The sequence below is a fragment of the Streptomyces sp. NPDC007095 genome (assembly GCF_040634475.1).
In the GTDB taxonomy this organism is placed as follows: domain Bacteria; phylum Actinomycetota; class Actinomycetes; order Streptomycetales; family Streptomycetaceae; genus Streptomyces.
Window position 1 is genome coordinate 18989 of the sequence record NZ_JBEYFS010000127.1, and the last position, 15290, is coordinate 34278.

Below are 15290 nucleotides of genomic sequence, written 5' to 3' on the forward strand. Positions count from 1 at the left end.
CGCTCACCCCACGGAGCTGAACGCGTCGTTCATCTTCTTCGCCGCGTCCTTCGAGGCCGCCGCCACGTCCTTCTTGCCGCTGATGACCTCCTGGAACATCGTCGGAAGGACGAGCGAGGCGTCGATCTGGGACCAGGCGGCCGAGGCGGGCACGAACTTGGCGCCCGAGGCGAGGGTCTTCACGAAGGGCGCGACGAACGGCTGCTTCTTCGCGACCTCGTCCCGCACGTCGGTGTACGTCGGCAGGAACCCCATGGCGTCGAAGAGCTCGCTCTGGGTCTTCTTGCTCGCCAGTCGCTCCATCAGGTCGACGGCGAGGGTGCGGTGCGAGGTGCTCTTCAGGACGCCGATGTTGTTGCCGCCCGCGAACGCCGGCGCCACCGAGCCCGCCTTCACACCGGGCAGCGGCACGACCGCGTACTTGCCCTTGATCTTCCCGGCCTCGATCGCGGCGTGGCTGAAGTCGCCGCCGATGGCCATGCCCGCCTTGCCGGAGGAGAACGCGGTGACGGTGTCGTTGCCGGTCATGCCCGCGCACTTGGCGGCGGGACAGTTGTCGGAGCCGAACAGAGAGGTGTAGGCCTTGATGCCCTTCCGGGCCGCCGCGCTGTCGATGGTCGCGGCGTAGGAGCCGCCCTTGCCCTGGGCGATCTCGCCGCCCTGGGACCAGATGAAGGGCATCGCGCCGTACGTGTACGCGCCGCCGACCACGAGTCCGTACAGGCCGGGCTCGGCCGCGCGGATCTTCTTGGCGGTGGAGACCAACTCGGCCTGCGTCTTCGGGGCTTCGAGGCCGAGGTCCTTGAGGATGTCGGTGCGGTAGTAAAGGGCGCGGACGCCGACGAAGAACGGGGCGCCGTAGATCTTCCCGTCCACCGTCACGGACTGCTTGGCGGTCGGGTCGGTGTCCTTGGCCTCGCTCCAGTCGGTGAACTCCTCGGTGACGTCGGCGAGTCCGCCGTCCTTGACGTATCCGGCGGTGTCCGTGTTGCCGTACTCGATGACGTCGGGGGCGCTCTTCGGGTCGTTGAAGGCGGCCTTCATGCGCTGGGCGCGGGTCTCCACGGGGATGTACTCGATGGTGACCTTGGTGTCCTTGTGGGCCTTCTTGAAGGTGCTGACGGCCGCGTCGACGACCTTCTCCTTCGGCCCGTTGTTGACCTCCTGGAAGAGCCAGACCCGCAGTGTGCCGGTCTTCTCGTCCTTTCCGGAGGAGGAGTTGTCGGAGGTCTGGGGGGCGCAGGCGGTGGCGACGACAAGGGCGGCGAGGGCGACGGCCGTTCGGGCGGGGAGCTTCACGGGCAGCTTCGCAGAGAGCTTCATCGAGCATCCTCCGATGGGGAGCGTTGCAACATACGCAATGGCGGTTTCGCTCTGCACAACACACCGGAGGCTATGGACTACATGAACATGTCCACAAGAGGTCTCAACCACTCTGTGACCACGGGGCGCACCATGTGCAACGGCACCCGGCGCGAAGACCGCCGGCGCACACGACGCAAAGGCCCTCGGGGCGCGCCGGAACGCGCCCCGAGGGCCTCGTGATCGTCGGGCCGCCGGTCCTCGGCGGGGCCCGTTACTTGTCCTGGCCGCCCTTGCCCTTGTCGCCGCCGGCGCCCATGGACTCGTAGATCTCCTTGCACATGGGACACACGGGGTACTTCTTCGGGTCGCGGCCCGGGACCCACACCTTGCCGCAGAGGGCCACGACGGGCGTGCCGTCGAGGGCGCTCGCCATGATCTTGTCCTTCTGGACATAGTGGGCGAAGCGCTCGTGGTCCCCGTCGCCGTGCGACACCTGCGGCGTCGGCTCTACGAGGGTTCCCGTCCCAGTGCCTCGCTGGGGCTGGGTCTCAGGCTCAAGAGTGCTCATAAACGCCAAGGGTACTGAAGGTCACGGACATCAGTTGAGTGAAGGGTCGTCCGGATACGTCGCCACCATCGCGAGTTCGTTGCGCTGGCGGCGCAGGACCTCGCGCCAGAGGCGTTCCGGGGACGGGGAGGAGACGTCTCCCGGTTCGGATTCCACCACGTACCAGGCGCCCTCGGTCAGTTCGTCCTCCAGTTGACCAGGGCCCCAGCCCGCGTATCCGGCGAAGATTCTCAGGGAGCCGAGGGCCGAGGCGAGGAGTTCCGGTGGGGCCTCCAGGTCGACGAGGCCGATCGCGCCGTGCACCCGCCGCCAGCCGAGTGGCGCGCGCTCCCCGGAGGCGACGCCGCCCGGGATCACCGCGACGCCCAGCGCCGAGTCCAGCGACACCGGGCCGCCCTGGAAGACGACGCCGGGCTCCCCGGCCAGGTCGGCCCAGGCCTCCAGGATGTCGCTGACATCCACCGGAGTCGGCCGGTTGAGGACGACACCGAGCGAGCCCTCCTCGTCGTGGTCGAGGAGCAGCACCACCGCGCGGTCGAAGTTCGGGTCCGCCAGGGCGGGCGTGGCCACGAGCAGCCGCCCTGTGAGCGAGGACACCTCGGTCATGCCAGACATGATCCCGCATCTTCCCCGCGTAGGGGGACCCAATACCCGTACCCGAGTGAATGCAGCTCAGGGCGCAGAGGAGCGCCCCCCGCGCACACGGTCACCGGTGACCCCGTGTGCCCGATTCAAAACGGTTCGTGTTGTGGCAAAGCTATGACCTTGCTGGGCGGTCTTTGGGCTTACTTAAGGGGGGTGGGCGGCGATTACCCTTGCTCTTCGGCTCCCGCCCAACCGGCCTGCCGACGCATACTCCTGCCCAACTCATCGGAACGCGAGATACATGACCGTCAACGGCTCTGACGATGTACTGCTTGTCCACGGCGGAACCCCGCTCGAGGGCGAGATCCGTGTCCGCGGTGCGAAGAACCTCGTACCGAAGGCCATGGTCGCCGCCCTGCTGGGCAGCGCTCCGAGCCGACTGCGCAATGTCCCCGACATTCGCGACGTGCGCGTCGTGCGCGGGCTGCTGCAGCTGCACGGCGTGACGGTCCGTCCGGGTGAGGAGCCGGGCGAGCTGATCCTCGACCCGTCGCACGTGGAAAGCGCGAACGTCGCCGACATCGATGCCCACGCGGGCTCGTCGCGCATCCCGATCCTCTTCTGCGGCCCGCTGCTGCACCGTCTGGGGCACGCGTTCATCCCGGGTCTCGGCGGCTGTGACATCGGCGGCCGGCCGATCGACTTCCACTTCGAGGTGCTGCGGCAGTTCGGCGCGAAGATCGAGAAGCGGGAGGACGGCCAGTACCTGGAAGCCCCGCAGCGGCTGCGCGGCACGAAGATCCAGCTGCCGTACCCGTCCGTCGGCGCGACCGAGCAGGTGCTGCTGACGGCGGTGCTCGCGGAGGGCGTCACCGAGCTGTCCAACGCGGCCGTGGAGCCCGAGATCGAGGACCTCATCTGCGTACTGCAGAAGATGGGCGCGATCATCGCCATGGACACCGACCGGACGATCCGCATCACCGGTGTGGACTCGCTCGGCGGCTACACCCACGCGGCCCTCCCGGACCGCCTGGAGGCCGCCTCCTGGGCTTCCGCGGCGCTGGCGACCGAGGGCAACATCTACGTCCGCGGCGCCCAGCAGCGCTCGATGATGACGTTCCTGAACACCTACCGCAAGGTGGGCGGCGCGTTCGAGATCGACGACGAGGGCATCCGCTTCTGGCACCCGGGCTCGCAGCTCAAGTCCATCGCCCTGGAGACGGACGTCCACCCCGGTTTCCAGACCGACTGGCAGCAGCCGCTGGTGGTCGCCCTGACGCAGGCCACGGGGCTGTCGATCATCCACGAGACGGTGTACGAGTCCCGCCTCGGCTTCACCTCCGCGCTGAACCAGATGGGCGCGCACATCCAGCTCTACCGCGAGTGCCTCGGCGGCTCCGTCTGCCGGTTCGGCCAGCGCAACTTCCTGCACTCGGCCGTCGTTTCGGGCCCGACCAAGCTCCAGGGCGCCGACCTGGTCATCCCCGACCTCCGCGGCGGCTTCTCGTACCTGATCGCCGCGCTCGCGGCCCAGGGCACCTCCCGCGTCCACGGCATCGACCTGATCAACCGCGGCTACGAGAACTTCATGGAGAAGCTCGTGGAGCTGGGCGCGAAGGTGGAACTGCCGGGCAAGGCGCTCGGATAGCTCGGACAGCTCGGCTGTCTGTCGTCCGGACAGCCACGCTGTCGCGCGGGCGACGGCTCCAGGCGTACGTACGACGATGGGGCGGCCCCCCGGTCAAGGGGGCCGCCCCATTGGCGTTACTGCGGTTCGTGCGCCGTCCCGTGGCACACGGACGCGGCTTACTTGCCCTTGGCCGCTTCCTTGAGCTTGCTGCCCGCGGAGACCTTCACGCTGTAGCCGGCCGGGATCTGGATCGGGTCGCCGGTCTGCGGGTTGCGCGCGGTGCGAGCGGCACGGTGGGTGCGCTCGAAGGTCAGGAAGCCGGGGATGGTGACCTTCTCGTCGCCCTTGGCGACGATCTCGCCGACGGTCTCGGCGAACGCGGCCAGAACGGCGTCGGCGTCCTTGCGGGTCACCTCGGCGCGGTCGGCCAGCGCGGCCACCAGCTCACTGCGGTTCATGTTGTTACTCCCGTGTTCTTCTTGCCGTTGAGGCGTGCCACGCGGCGGAGCCGCATGTTGGATGCGGCGAAGCCGATGCTGCCAGGGCCCTCGGTCGGTCCCCGGACCCGGGTCCGTAGCCAGACCCTCGCGCCCGAAGACGCATCCTGCCCCCACCTGCGGCGGGAAAGCCAATCCGGCACCCCTGGGAGTCACACGAACACCCTTGGGAGTCACACGAAAAGCGCCACTGCCTCAGTGTGGTGACGCTCCGTCCGCTCCCGGCAGCGGACCGCAGGGCCTGGGAGGCCTGAGCCTGGCCGCCACCCTAGAGGGCGGCCGGGGACCCCGCATCCCGCGACGCGCCGACGCGCCGCGGTCGTGGCGATCGTCACAGCAAGTCACACCGCTTGAACCACCACCGGCCGCGATCATCCGGCGGGGGCCGCCCGGCCCGTCCGGCGTTCGAGGACGAGGCCGTCCGGGCCGGTGCGGGGGTCCGGGGCGGCAGCCCCCGGCGACGCCCGCACCAGCGCCGAGTGCCCTACTCCGCCGCGGTCACACCCGCCGCCTTCGCCGCGGAGCGCACCGCTCCGGCGACCGCGCCCGCGACCTTGTCGTTGAAGACGCTGGGGATGATGTAGTTCGGGTTCAGCTCGTCCTCGGTCACCACGTCCGCGAGCGCGGCCGCGGCGGCCAGCATCATCTCGGTGTTGACGGTGCGGGACTGGGCGTCCAGGAGGCCGCGGAAGACGCCCGGGAAGACCAGCACGTTGTTGATCTGGTTGGGGAAGTCGGAGCGGCCGGTGGCGACAACTGCCGCGGTCTGACGGGCGATTGCCGGGTCGACCTCGGGGTCGGGGTTCGCGAGCGCGAACACGATGGCACCCTCGGCCATGGCGGCCACGTCGTCGCCGTCGAGCACGTTCGGGGCGGAGACGCCGATGAACACGTCGGCGCCGCGCACGGCCTCCTTCAACGTGCCCGTGAGGCCCTCGGGGTTGGTGTTGTCGGCGATCCAGCGCAGTGGCGAATCGGAGGCCGCGTCGACGAGGTCCGCGCGGTCCGCGTGCACGACACCGTGGATGTCGGCGACGACGGCGTTCTTGACGCCCGCGGCGATGAGCAGCTTCAGGATGGCCGTACCGGCCGCGCCCGCGCCGGACATGACGACCTGGATGTCACCGATGGCCTTGCCCGCCACGCGCAGGGCGTTGGTGAGGGCGGCGAGGACGACGATCGCGGTGCCGTGCTGGTCGTCGTGGAAGACGGGGATGTCGAGGGCCTCGCGCAGCCGGGCCTCGATCTCGAAGCAGCGCGGCGCGGAGATGTCCTCCAGGTTGATGCCCGCGAAGCCGGGGGCGATGGCCTTGACGATCTCGACGATCGCGTCGGTGTCCTGGGTGTCCAGGCACAGCGGCCAGGCGTCGATGCCGGCGAAGCGCTTGAAGAGGGCCGCCTTGCCCTCCATGACCGGGAGGGCGGCCATCGGGCCGATGTTGCCGAGCCCGAGCACGGCGGAGCCGTCCGTCACGACCGCAACGGAGTTGCGCTTGATGGTGAGGCGGCGGGCGTCCTCGGGGTTCTCGGCGATCGCCATGCACACGCGGGCCACGCCCGGGGTGTAGATCATGGAGAGGTCGTCACGGTTGCGGATCGGGTGCTTGGACTGCATCTCGATCTTGCCGCCGAGGTGCATGAGGAACGTACGGTCGGAGACCTTGCCGAGCGTGACGCCCTCGATGCCGCGCAGCTGCTGGACGATCTCGTCGGCGTGGGCCGTGGAGCTCGCCGCGATGGTGACGTCGATCCGGAGCTTCTCGTGGCCTGAGGCGGTCACGTCGAGGCCGGTCACCGAGCCTCCGTGGGACTCTACGGCCGTGGTGATCTGGGAGACCGCGGTTCCGCTCGCGGGCACCTCCAGTCGGACCGTAATCGAGTAGGAGACGCTGGGCGCCGTTGCCATGGCCGACTTCCTCTGCTTTCACCGTGTACTGCTGTGTCGCGGGTACGCCGTCCGATCGTCGCACCTACCCCTCAGTACGTGGTAGCCGCCCCGGATTGCGAACGTTTTGTTCGCGGGCAGGGCATGCGATTTCAGAAGACGACTTCCACCATACGAGAATACGTGACCCCAGGAAACGGTCGGCCGACGAAAGCCGGACAACGAAAGAGGCTCACGTCAGGTGACGTGAGCCTCTCCTCGTTCAGTGACACCGACCCGCCATGCTCGCCTCGCGGCAAGTGGTCGCTCGTAGCGACGAAGGTTGGGCCCGGGGGCTTGGATCGGGCCGGTGTCACATCCAAGGTAACAAACGATCCCCGTAAGGCAATTCCCACCCCGAGAGTTCATTTGAGGCGTCGGCCCCGGGGGCGTCAGTCCCGGAGCAGATCCGGCACCCCGTTCGCGTCGGGTTCGTCGCGGTCGCCGGAGACGATCGTCAGCTGCTGCGTGGCCCGGGTGAGGGCGACGTACAGCACCCGCAGGCCCGCGGGCGACTCGTCGGCGATCTCCGCCGGCGAGACGACCACCGTCGCGTCGTACTCCAGTCCCTTCGCCTCCAGGCTCCCGAGTGCCACCACCCGTTCGCCGAGCCCGGCCAGCCAGCGGGCGGCCTCCTCGCGCCGGTTCATGGCCACCACGACGCCCACCGTGCCGTCCACACGGTCCAGCAGGCGCGCGGCCTCGGCGCGCACGGTCCCCGCGAGCGAGTCCCGTACGACGGCGCCCGCGTTGTTCGTCGCCACGAAACGCGGCTCGACCCCGGTGGACCGTACGGCCGAGGGGGACTCGGAGCCGGGCATGGCGAGGGCGAGGACCTTGGCGGCCAGCTCGGCGATCTCGGCGGGGTTGCGGTAGTTGACGGTGAGGGTGAAGCGGCGCCGGGGACGGCTTCCCAGGGCCTCGTCACGGGCCTCCGCGGCCTCGTCCGGGTCCGACCACGAGGACTGCGCCGGGTCGCCCACGACGGTCCAGGTGGCCTGCCGGCCGCGTCTGCCCACCATCCGCCACTGCATGGGCGTGAGGTCCTGCGCCTCGTCGACGATGACGTGCGCGTACTCGACGCGCTCCTGCGCCAGCCGCTCGGCCCGCTCGCGCTGCGACTCCTCGCGTTCGGGCATGAGCTCCTCGAGACCGGTGAGCTGGTCCAGCGGGTCCAGCTCGCGGCGCCTGCGGGGCCGGACGGGCATCCCCAGGATCGCCTGGAGCTCGTCCAGCATCGCCACGTCGTGGACGGACAGCCCGTCCCGCTTGAGCGAGCGCGCGACCCGGCGCACCTCGCCGGGATTGAGGATCCGCCGCGCCCAGCGGCCGAGGCGCCGCTCGTCGGCCATGGCGGCGAGGACGCCCCGCGGGGTCAGTTCCGGCCACCACGCGTTCACGAAGTCGATGAAGCTGTCCTCGGAGGCGACGTCCTCGTCGAAGGACGACCGCAGCTCGGCGGCCAGCTCCGGGTCCGTGTGCCGCGTACCGGCCCCCGACTTCGCCCACAGCGCGTCCAGCAGCAGTTTGCGGGCGCGCGGGCGCAGCAGGTTCACCGGCGCGGTCCCGCTCAGCGCGTTGTGCTTGATGCGGTCGAGCTCGGCGGCCTCCAGCTCCAGGCGCCGCCCGAAGGCGACGACCCGCAGGCGGGTGGGGGTGCCCGCGGAGGCCGGGGCGGCCTCCTCGCCGAAGGCGAGCTGCTCCGACCGGTCCCGGTCGGCGGTGGACCGGCCCGGGCCGGTGCCGGGTGTCTCCAGCGCGCCCCGGGCGGCCTTCCGCAGCACCTTGAGCATCCTGTACGAGCCCTTGGCGCGGGCGACGGCCGGGGAGTCGTACAGGGTGGCCTCCGCGCCGTCGACGAGGGAGCCGATGGCGCGGATGGCGACCTGGCCCTCCTCGCCGAGGGAGGGCAGCACGCCCTCGGTGTAGGCGACCAGGAGCGGGGTCGGGGAGACGATCAGGATGCCGCCCGCGTACCGGCGGCGGTCCTGGTAGAGGAGGTAGGCCGCCCGGTGCAGGGCCACGGCCGTCTTGCCGGTGCCGGGGCCGCCCTCCACGTAGGTCACCGACGCGGCGGGGGCACGGATCACCAGGTCCTGTTCGGCCTGGATGGACGCCACGATGTCGCGCATGGTGTGGCTGCGCGCCTGGCCGAGCGCGGCCATCAGGGCGCCGTCGCCGATCACCGGGAGCTCCCGGCCGTCGAGGGTGGCCTTGAGCTCGGGGCGCATCAGGTCGTCCTCGACGCCGAGGACCTTGCGGCCCTTGGAGCGGATGACCCGGCGGCGTACGACGCGGCCCGGGTCGACCGGTGTCGAGCGGTAGAAGGGGGCCGCGGCGGGCGCCCGCCAGTCGATGACCAGCGGCGCGTAGTCCGCGTCCAGCACCCCGATGCGGCCGATGTGGAGCGTCTCGGCGATGGAGGCGTACTGACCGGTCTCGTCCACCTGTACGACGCCCTCGGCCGGTTCGACGGCCGTGTAGGCGCCGTCCGGACCCTTCTGGCCGTCCTTCCCGAGCAGCAGGTCGATCCGGCCGAAGAGGAAGTCCTCGAACTCGTTGTTCAGGCGATTCAGATGAATCCCCGCGCGGAACACCTGGGCGTCGCGCTCCGCGAGCGCCCCCGGTGTACCGACCTGGCCGCGCTGGGCGGCGTCGTTCATCAGGAACTCCGCCTCGTGGATCTTCTCCTCGAGGCGCCGGTACACCCGGTCCAGATGTTGCTGCTCGACGCTGATCTCACGATCCCGTACGGAATCGTCCTGTGCGGAATCGTGGATCTGGTCGAGCGCGGTTTCCTGCTGAGCCTGAGCGGCCACCGGGCCCCCTTCTGACGTGCTGGGCAGCCGTCAACCGTACGCGAAGGGGACCCCATGAGGCTACGTGCGCGCCCTGAGATCGCTCACACGTTCACCTCGACGAGCCGCTTCCCGTCGAAGGTCATGACCTCGAAGTGGTCGATCTCGTTCGGGCTGAAGGCCGCGCCGCCGTGGACGTAGAGGGGCTTCTTCGCCTCTTCCGTCTTGGCGTTCGTGATGCCGTAGCCCCAGTTCGGAACGGCCCAGGAGGTCACCGTCTCACGCTCGCCGTTCTTGCCGACGGCGATCAGGGAGCACTTCAGCGGGCCCTTGACGTTCTTGAGCTGGAGGACGGCGTGGGTGCCCCAGTCCTTCTTCTCGATCGCGACGACCGCGTTGACCTTGGTGCTCGGGTCCGTGGCCGACTTCTTGTCCGTCATGACGTCGAAGGCGGCCTTGGCCGGGCTGGTGGCCATCGCCGTGTCGGGCGACGCGGTGGTGGTGGTCGTGCCGCCGCCGTTGACGGCCATCACCGTCAGCGGGCCGCCGATGATCAGTGCGGCCGCGGCCGCCACCAGGTAGAAGCCACGCCTGCGCTTGACCGCGCGTCGCTCCGACACCTCGTCGACCAGCCGTTCCGCGAGCCGTGGGCTCGGGCGTGCGGCCAGCGACTCGCCGATGGCAGGGGTGCCCTGCGAGGCGGGCAGATCCGCGAGCGCGGCGAGCATCGGTTCCATCCCGGCGAGCTCGTCGAGCTGCTGGCCGCACCATTCGCAGGTGGCGAGGTGGGCCTCGAAGGCTGTCGCTTCGGCGTCGTCGAGGATACCGAGGGCGTAGGCGCCGACGGTTTCGTGGATGTTGTCACCGGGGTTCTGTTGTCCCCGTGGTCCCTGCATGGCTCCTGGACCACCCGTTCCGTAACCCCCGTATGTGTTCATGCCGTCACCCCCCGCTCCTCCAGCGCCAGCTTCATCGACCGCAGGGCGTAGAACACCCGGGAGCGCACGGTGCCGCTGGGTATGCCGAGCGTCTCGGCCGCCTCATTGACCGTACGCCCTTTGAAGTACGTTTCGACCAGAACTTCCCTGTGAGCAGGGGTCAGGTCGTCCAGCGCGTCCGACAGTGTCATCAGCCACAACGCCTTGTCGATCTCGTCCTCCGCGGGGATGACCTCCAGCGGTGACGGGTCCACCTCCTGCGGCCGGGCCTGCCGGCTGCGGTGGCCGTCGATGACGATGCGCCGGGCGACCGTCACCAGCCAGGGTCGTACCGAACCGGTCGCCCGATTGAGCTGACCGGCGTTCTTCCAGGCACGGATGAGTGTTTCCTGCACAACGTCCTCGGCACGCTGCCGATCCCCCGCGACCAGCCGCAGTACATACGCGAGCAACGGACCCGCGTGTTCCCGGTACAGCGCACGCATCAGCTCCTCGTCGGGTTCGTTCGACGAAGCCGACGCAGACGGATTCATGCGATGTCGGGCCCTTGACCTTCGTTCATCAGCCACGGCGGAATCCTTGCGCACGCCTACCTCCGGTGTCCGGGGGATCCCCCAGTCGGTCGCTCGTCCCGGAGTACGTGTCTGGGCGTGCGCATGTTCAAAGAGGTGGGACATATTTCTTGGAATAGTTGTGAAGGAAGTTTGTTGATCACTTCAAGCGATCGACACATCACATAGGGGTGAAGCGAAGGCTCCGGATCGCGTCGCCGAGACCGGGACGCTGTGACGCGTTTCATACACGGTTCACGCGCGTCACGCACGGTTCACGCGCGGGCGAGGGCCGCCCTGCGCCGGTGCCGGGCCACCCGCTCCCGGTTTCCGCACACCTCGCTGGAACACCACCGTCGGCGCCGCCCCCGGGAGGTGTCGAGGTAGACGATCGGGCAGTTGTCCCCCTCGCACTGTCTGAGGCTCGCGCGCGCCACCGGGTCGGTGAGCAGTTCGAGGGCGTCGCGGGCGATGACGGCGAGCAGTCCGGGGCAGCCGGGCGGGGTGTGCAGCCGACGCCGCAGCGAGCCGTCGTCCGCACGTACGGCCCAGGGGGCGGGCGGGGCGGCGAGCGCGACGGCGTTGACGCGGGCGAGCGCGGTGTCGGCGGGCCGCGCGTCCAGCTCGCCGCGGACCAACTGGGCGACATGAGCGCGTAGTTCGTGAAAGCCCACGAGCCAGGAGATGTCGGCCGCCGCGAGCGGGGTGCCCGTGGGGACCAGTCCGGAGCGGGTGATCCAGGCGCGCAGCCGGTCCACCGCGTCGAGCCGTTCCTCGGGATGGGTGGTCGCCAGGAGGTCCAGGCAGATCCGCCCGGAGTCGAACCTCAGCTCGTACGAGGCCGTGGCCATGCCCGATGCCATGTGCCTGTCACCACCTTGGGGTTACCGCCGTGAGGGGTCGGTAGGGGTCGTACCCCCTACAGTGCATGGCTGCACCCGCGACCGGAAGACCTGTGCCGGTCAGGGGGGTGGACGCCCGCTTATGGGACCGCGTGCCTCGGCCATGTCCGCAGCCGCACCACGCCGGTTGACTCGATGACATGACAGAGAACAGCACGGGGCGGCGTATCACCGCCGGAGGTGTCCTGGGTGCGGCCACGGTCGCGATGGGCCTGATCGCCGGGGTCTTCTACATTTTCGCCTGCGACGTCATGCCGTCACTGGCCCGCAGTGACGACCGCGTCTTCATCGAGGTCATGCAGAACATCAACGAGGTGATCCAGAACCCGGTGTTCTTCCTGAGCTTCATGGGCGCACTGGTCCTCACGGCGGTCTCCGCCTGGCAGTCGCGGAAGTCCCCCCACCGGTGGTGGGTGTTCGCCGCCCTCGCCGCGTACGCGCTGGCCTTCCTGTTCACGCTCGCCGTGAACATCCCGCTCAACAACCGTCTGGCAAAAGCCGGGAACCCCGCGACGATCGCCGATCCGGCCGCCGTACGCCAGAGGTTCGAGGACACCTGGGTCGCCTGGAACGCCGTACGGGCCCTGCTGTCGACGCTCGCCCTGGCCTGCCTCGCCCGCGCCCTGCTCCTGTACCGCCACCGGCCCTACGCGTCGGCGTACTTGGAGTCGGCGGCCGGGTCGAGTGCGAGTCGGTAGCCGCGCTTGACGACGGTCTGGATGAGCTTGGGCGCGCCGAGTGCCGTACGCAGCCGGGCCATGGCCGTCTCGACGGCGTGCTCGTCCCGTCCGGCACCCGGCAGCGCCCGCAGCAGCTCGGCCCGGGCGACCACCCAGCCGGGGCGGCGGGACAGGGCCCGCAGCAGCGACATCCCGGCAGGCGGTACGGGCCGCAGCGCCCCGTCGACCATCACGGCGTGGCCGCGGATCTCGACCCGGTGGCCGGCGATGGGCAACGTACGGGCCCGGCCGGGGAGTTCCTGGCAGAGCAGCTGTACGAGGGGGCCGAGCCGGAAGCGCTCGGGCTGGACGGTGTCGATGCCGTGCGCCTGCAGAGGGAGCGCGGTGACGGGGCCGACGCAGGCGGGCAGGACGTCGTGGTGGAGGGCGGCGAGGAGTTCGGACAGCAGGCCGCGGTCCTCGGCCCTGGACAGCAGGGAGGCGGCGGCGGGCGCGCTGGTGAAGGTGAGCGCGTCCAGGCCCCGGGTGACGGTGGCGTCGAGGAGCCGGTCGACGGGACCGATGTCCTCCGGCGGCATCCACCGGTAGACGGGGACCCCCACGACCTCGGCTCCGGCGGCCCGCAGCGACTCCACGAACCCGGGCAGCGGCTCGCCGTGCAGCTGTACGGCGATACGGCGGCCCTCGACGCCCTCCTCCAGGAGCCGGTCGAGCACCTCTGCCATGGACTCGGAGGAGGGCGACCATTCCTCGGTCAGTCCCTGGGCCCGTATGGCGCCCTTGACCTTGGGGCCGCGCGCGAGCAGTTCGACCCCGCGCAGCCGACCGAGCAGGGCCTCGCCGAGCCCCCACCCGTCGGCGGCCTCGACCCAGCCGCGGAAGCCGATGGCGGTGGTGGCGACCACGATGTCGGGCGCCTGGTCGATCAGCTCCTTGGTGGCGGCGAGGAGTTCGCTGTCGTCGGCGAGCGGCACGATGCGCAGGGCGGGCGCGTGCTGGACGGCGGCGCCGCGTCGCTGGAGCAAAGCCCCGAGTTCGTCGGCCCGACGTGCGGCCGTCACGCCCACGGTGAACCCCGCGAGGGGGCCGCAGTCCTGCCGGACCGGTCGCTGCTGTTCGTCGTCCATGGCTCTCGTCTCGCGCTGGGGGCTTCGTGCGGATACGGCTGACCGAGCCTGTCAACGCCCCGTGACAGGCTCGGTACCCCTTGATGTCACCCGTGTTACGTCAGACCTCGACGTAGCTGAGCTGCGGCTTCGCCTCTGCGGCCGTGGCCGTACGGGCCTGGGTGGCGGGGCCGCGAAGGTATACGGCCCAGGTCACCAGGAAGCACACCGCGTAGAAGGCGAGGAAGGCCACGAAGGCGCCGGTGCCGGAGCCGTAGGAGAGGAAGGACTGCCGGAAGGCGAGGTTGATGCCGACGCCGCCGAGCGCGCCCACCGCGCCGATGAGGCCCATGGAGGCCCCGGACAGCCGCCGCCCGTAGGAGGCCGCCTCCTCCCCTTCAAGGCCCTTGGCGACGGCCTTGGCCTGGAAGATGCCCGGGATCATCTTGTACGTCGAGCCGTTGCCGAGCCCGGTGAGCACGAACAGCGCGATGAACGCGATCGTGAACAGGGGAAGCGACTTCTGGGTGGAGGCGACGACGATGACACCGGTCGCGCCGGCCATGGCGACGAAGTTCCACAGCGTGATGCGCGCGCCGCCGTAGCGGTCGGCGAGCCAGCCGCCCACGGGCCGGATCAGCGAGCCGAGCAGCGGGCCGATGAAGGTGACGTAGGCCGCCTGCAGCGGAGTGCGGCCGAACTGGTTCTGGAGCACCTGCCCGAAGGCGAAGCTGTAGCCGATGAACGACCCGAAGGTGCCGATGTAGAGGAAGGACATGATCCAGGTGTGGGCGTCCTTCGCGGCGTCCCTCGCGGCGCCGGTGTCGTTCTTCACGGACGCGATGTTGTCCATGTAGACGGCGGCGAGCACCGCGGCGACGACGATCAGCGGAATGTAGATCCCCAGCAGGACCCTCGGCCCGCCGCTCGCGCCGATGATCGCGAGCGCCACGAGCTGGATGACGGGCACGCCGATGTTTCCGCCGCCCGCGTTGAGGCCGAGCGCCCAGCCCTTCTTCTTCAACGGGAAGAAGGCGTTGATGTTGGTCATGCTGGAGGCGAAGTTGCCGCCGCCGATGCCGGCGAGCAGCCCGACCAGCAGGAAGGTGTCGAAGGAGGTGCCCGGCTTCATCACCGCGAACGCGGCGACGCTCGGGACGAGCAGCAGGCTCGCCGAGACGATGGTCCAGTTCCGGCCGCCGAAGATCGCCACCGCGAAGGTGTACGGCACCCGCACCACGGCTCCGACCAGCGTCACCATCGAGGTGAGCATGAACTTGTCGGCCGGGGTGAGCCCGTACTCGGGGCCCATGAAGAGCACCATCACCGACCACATGGTCCAGATCGAGAAGCCGATGTGCTCGGAGAGCACGGAGAAGAGCAGATTCCGCCGGGCGACCTTCTCACCCGTCTCTTTCCAGAAGGTCTCGTTCTCCGGATCCCACTCCTGGATCCAGCGGCCTCCCCTGCTCGCTGCGGGGGCTGTACTAGGGGCTGTCATGACGCCTCCACGGTTCTCCGGTGCGGTGCCCAGGTGTCGTACAACGACTGACTGAGTCCCGAAGGTAGGGAGGACGCGTTTCGAGGCTGTGGCTGTGAGTGACCGGAAGGGAACGTTGCTCTCACGAGGGGGAGGGGGCGACGGTGAGGACTTCCGGATGTGAACGTCCCGGTGAGGACGTCCGGGGTGCCGTCGCCCCCCCCTGCCTGCGTCTAGTGCCGCAACAGGCAACGTTCGCCCCGTCGCGACGCCCGGCACGCACTCTCGCCGCACCGGCCGAAAGCCCAAGTACGTCCAGTACGAGG

At 69.8% G+C, this 15290-nt stretch carries 13 protein-coding genes; 2 read left to right on the plus strand and 11 right to left on the minus strand.

Features of this window, described 5'->3' with window-relative positions:
• Positions 1-3: 3 nt before the first annotated feature.
• From ABZ656_RS34885 to ABZ656_RS34895, 3 genes are all read right to left on the minus strand, one after another.
• Entirely contained in the window at positions 4-1299 is a 1296-nt protein-coding gene (locus tag ABZ656_RS34885) for an extracellular solute-binding protein (RefSeq protein WP_360273381.1), read from the minus strand.
• 277 nt (positions 1300-1576) lie between these two features.
• Entirely contained in the window at positions 1577-1873 is a 297-nt protein-coding gene (locus ABZ656_RS34890) for a DUF3039 domain-containing protein (RefSeq protein WP_075029065.1), read from the minus strand.
• A gap of 30 nt (positions 1874-1903) precedes the next feature.
• Complete coding sequence (locus tag ABZ656_RS34895; RefSeq protein WP_054229660.1) at positions 1904-2479, minus strand: YqgE/AlgH family protein; 576 nt, start codon at positions 2477-2479, stop codon at positions 1904-1906.
• Positions 2480-2759: 280 nt separating this feature from the next.
• Between ABZ656_RS34895 and murA the strand changes: the two genes are divergently transcribed.
• A complete protein-coding gene (murA, locus tag ABZ656_RS34900; RefSeq protein WP_101404898.1) occupies positions 2760-4106 on the plus strand; it encodes a UDP-N-acetylglucosamine 1-carboxyvinyltransferase in 1347 nt (448 codons plus the stop codon).
• 158 nt (positions 4107-4264) lie between these two features.
• Here murA and ABZ656_RS34905 read toward each other — a convergent pair whose 3' ends face one another.
• From ABZ656_RS34905 to ABZ656_RS34930, 6 genes are all read right to left on the minus strand, one after another.
• Complete coding sequence (locus ABZ656_RS34905) at positions 4265-4546, minus strand: HU family DNA-binding protein (RefSeq protein ID WP_007382399.1); 282 nt, start codon at positions 4544-4546, stop codon at positions 4265-4267.
• 523 nt (positions 4547-5069) lie between these two features.
• Positions 5070-6491: an NAD-dependent malic enzyme gene (locus tag ABZ656_RS34910; RefSeq protein ID WP_101404897.1), complete on the minus strand. Its 1422-nt coding sequence runs from the start codon at positions 6489-6491 to the stop codon at positions 5070-5072.
• Positions 6492-6901: 410 nt separating this feature from the next.
• On the minus strand, positions 6902-9328 hold the full coding sequence (locus tag ABZ656_RS34915; RefSeq protein ID WP_101404896.1) for a UvrD-helicase domain-containing protein: 2427 nt from the start codon (positions 9326-9328) through the stop codon (positions 6902-6904).
• A gap of 83 nt (positions 9329-9411) precedes the next feature.
• The gene (locus ABZ656_RS34920; RefSeq protein WP_180362494.1) at positions 9412-10203 is read right to left on the minus strand and encodes a zf-HC2 domain-containing protein; all 792 of its coding nucleotides are present in this window, start codon (positions 10201-10203) and stop codon (positions 9412-9414) included.
• 38 nt (positions 10204-10241) lie between these two features.
• Positions 10242-10778, minus strand: a complete 537-nt coding sequence (locus tag ABZ656_RS34925; protein WP_054229655.1) for a sigma-70 family RNA polymerase sigma factor — start codon at positions 10776-10778, stop codon at positions 10242-10244.
• A 293-nt stretch (positions 10779-11071) separates the two neighbouring features.
• Positions 11072-11659 carry an ABATE domain-containing protein gene (locus ABZ656_RS34930; protein WP_101404894.1) on the minus strand — a complete coding sequence of 196 codons (588 nt, stop codon included), beginning with the start codon at positions 11657-11659 and terminating at the stop codon, positions 11072-11074.
• Between the two features lie 179 nt (positions 11660-11838).
• Between ABZ656_RS34930 and ABZ656_RS34935 the strand changes: the two genes are divergently transcribed.
• Positions 11839-12396: an anthrone oxygenase family protein gene (locus ABZ656_RS34935; RefSeq protein ID WP_360273375.1), complete on the plus strand. Its 558-nt coding sequence runs from the start codon at positions 11839-11841 to the stop codon at positions 12394-12396.
• Here the strand turns inward: ABZ656_RS34935 and ABZ656_RS34940 are convergent.
• Both ABZ656_RS34940 and ABZ656_RS34945 read right to left on the minus strand, forming a co-directional pair.
• Positions 12345-13505 (minus strand): uroporphyrinogen-III synthase, encoded by a 1161-nt coding sequence (locus ABZ656_RS34940; RefSeq protein ID WP_360273378.1) that lies wholly within the window; start codon positions 13503-13505, stop codon positions 12345-12347. The genes ABZ656_RS34935 and ABZ656_RS34940 overlap by 52 nt on opposite strands.
• 100 nt (positions 13506-13605) lie before the next feature.
• Entirely contained in the window at positions 13606-14985 is a 1380-nt protein-coding gene (locus ABZ656_RS34945) for a nitrate/nitrite transporter (protein WP_101404891.1), read from the minus strand.
• Positions 14986-15290: the final 305 nt, after the last annotated feature.

Excerpts from the sequence above, each read along its gene's own strand:
- ABZ656_RS34925 (WP_054229655.1), bottom strand. The coding sequence starts at position 10,778 with ATGAATCCGTCTGCGTCGGCTTCGTCGAACGAACCCGACGAGGAGCTG.
- ABZ656_RS34920 (WP_180362494.1), bottom strand. The coding sequence starts at position 10,203 with ATGCAGGGACCACGGGGACAACAGAACCCCGGTGACAACATCCACGAA.
- ABZ656_RS34890 (WP_075029065.1), bottom strand. The coding sequence starts at position 1,873 with ATGAGCACTCTTGAGCCTGAGACCCAGCCCCAGCGAGGCACTGGGACG.
- ABZ656_RS34930 (WP_101404894.1), bottom strand. The coding sequence starts at position 11,659 with ATGGCATCGGGCATGGCCACGGCCTCGTACGAGCTGAGGTTCGACTCC.
- ABZ656_RS34905 (WP_007382399.1), bottom strand. The coding sequence starts at position 4,546 with ATGAACCGCAGTGAGCTGGTGGCCGCGCTGGCCGACCGCGCCGAGGTG.
- ABZ656_RS34945 (WP_101404891.1), bottom strand. The coding sequence starts at position 14,985 with ATGACAGCCCCTAGTACAGCCCCCGCAGCGAGCAGGGGAGGCCGCTGG.
- ABZ656_RS34940 (WP_360273378.1), bottom strand. The coding sequence starts at position 13,505 with ATGGACGACGAACAGCAGCGACCGGTCCGGCAGGACTGCGGCCCCCTC.
- ABZ656_RS34935 (WP_360273375.1), top strand. The coding sequence starts at position 11,839 with ATGACAGAGAACAGCACGGGGCGGCGTATCACCGCCGGAGGTGTCCTG.
- ABZ656_RS34910 (WP_101404897.1), bottom strand. The coding sequence starts at position 6,491 with ATGGCAACGGCGCCCAGCGTCTCCTACTCGATTACGGTCCGACTGGAG.
- ABZ656_RS34895 (WP_054229660.1), bottom strand. The coding sequence starts at position 2,479 with ATGACCGAGGTGTCCTCGCTCACAGGGCGGCTGCTCGTGGCCACGCCC.
- murA (WP_101404898.1), top strand. The coding sequence starts at position 2,760 with ATGACCGTCAACGGCTCTGACGATGTACTGCTTGTCCACGGCGGAACC.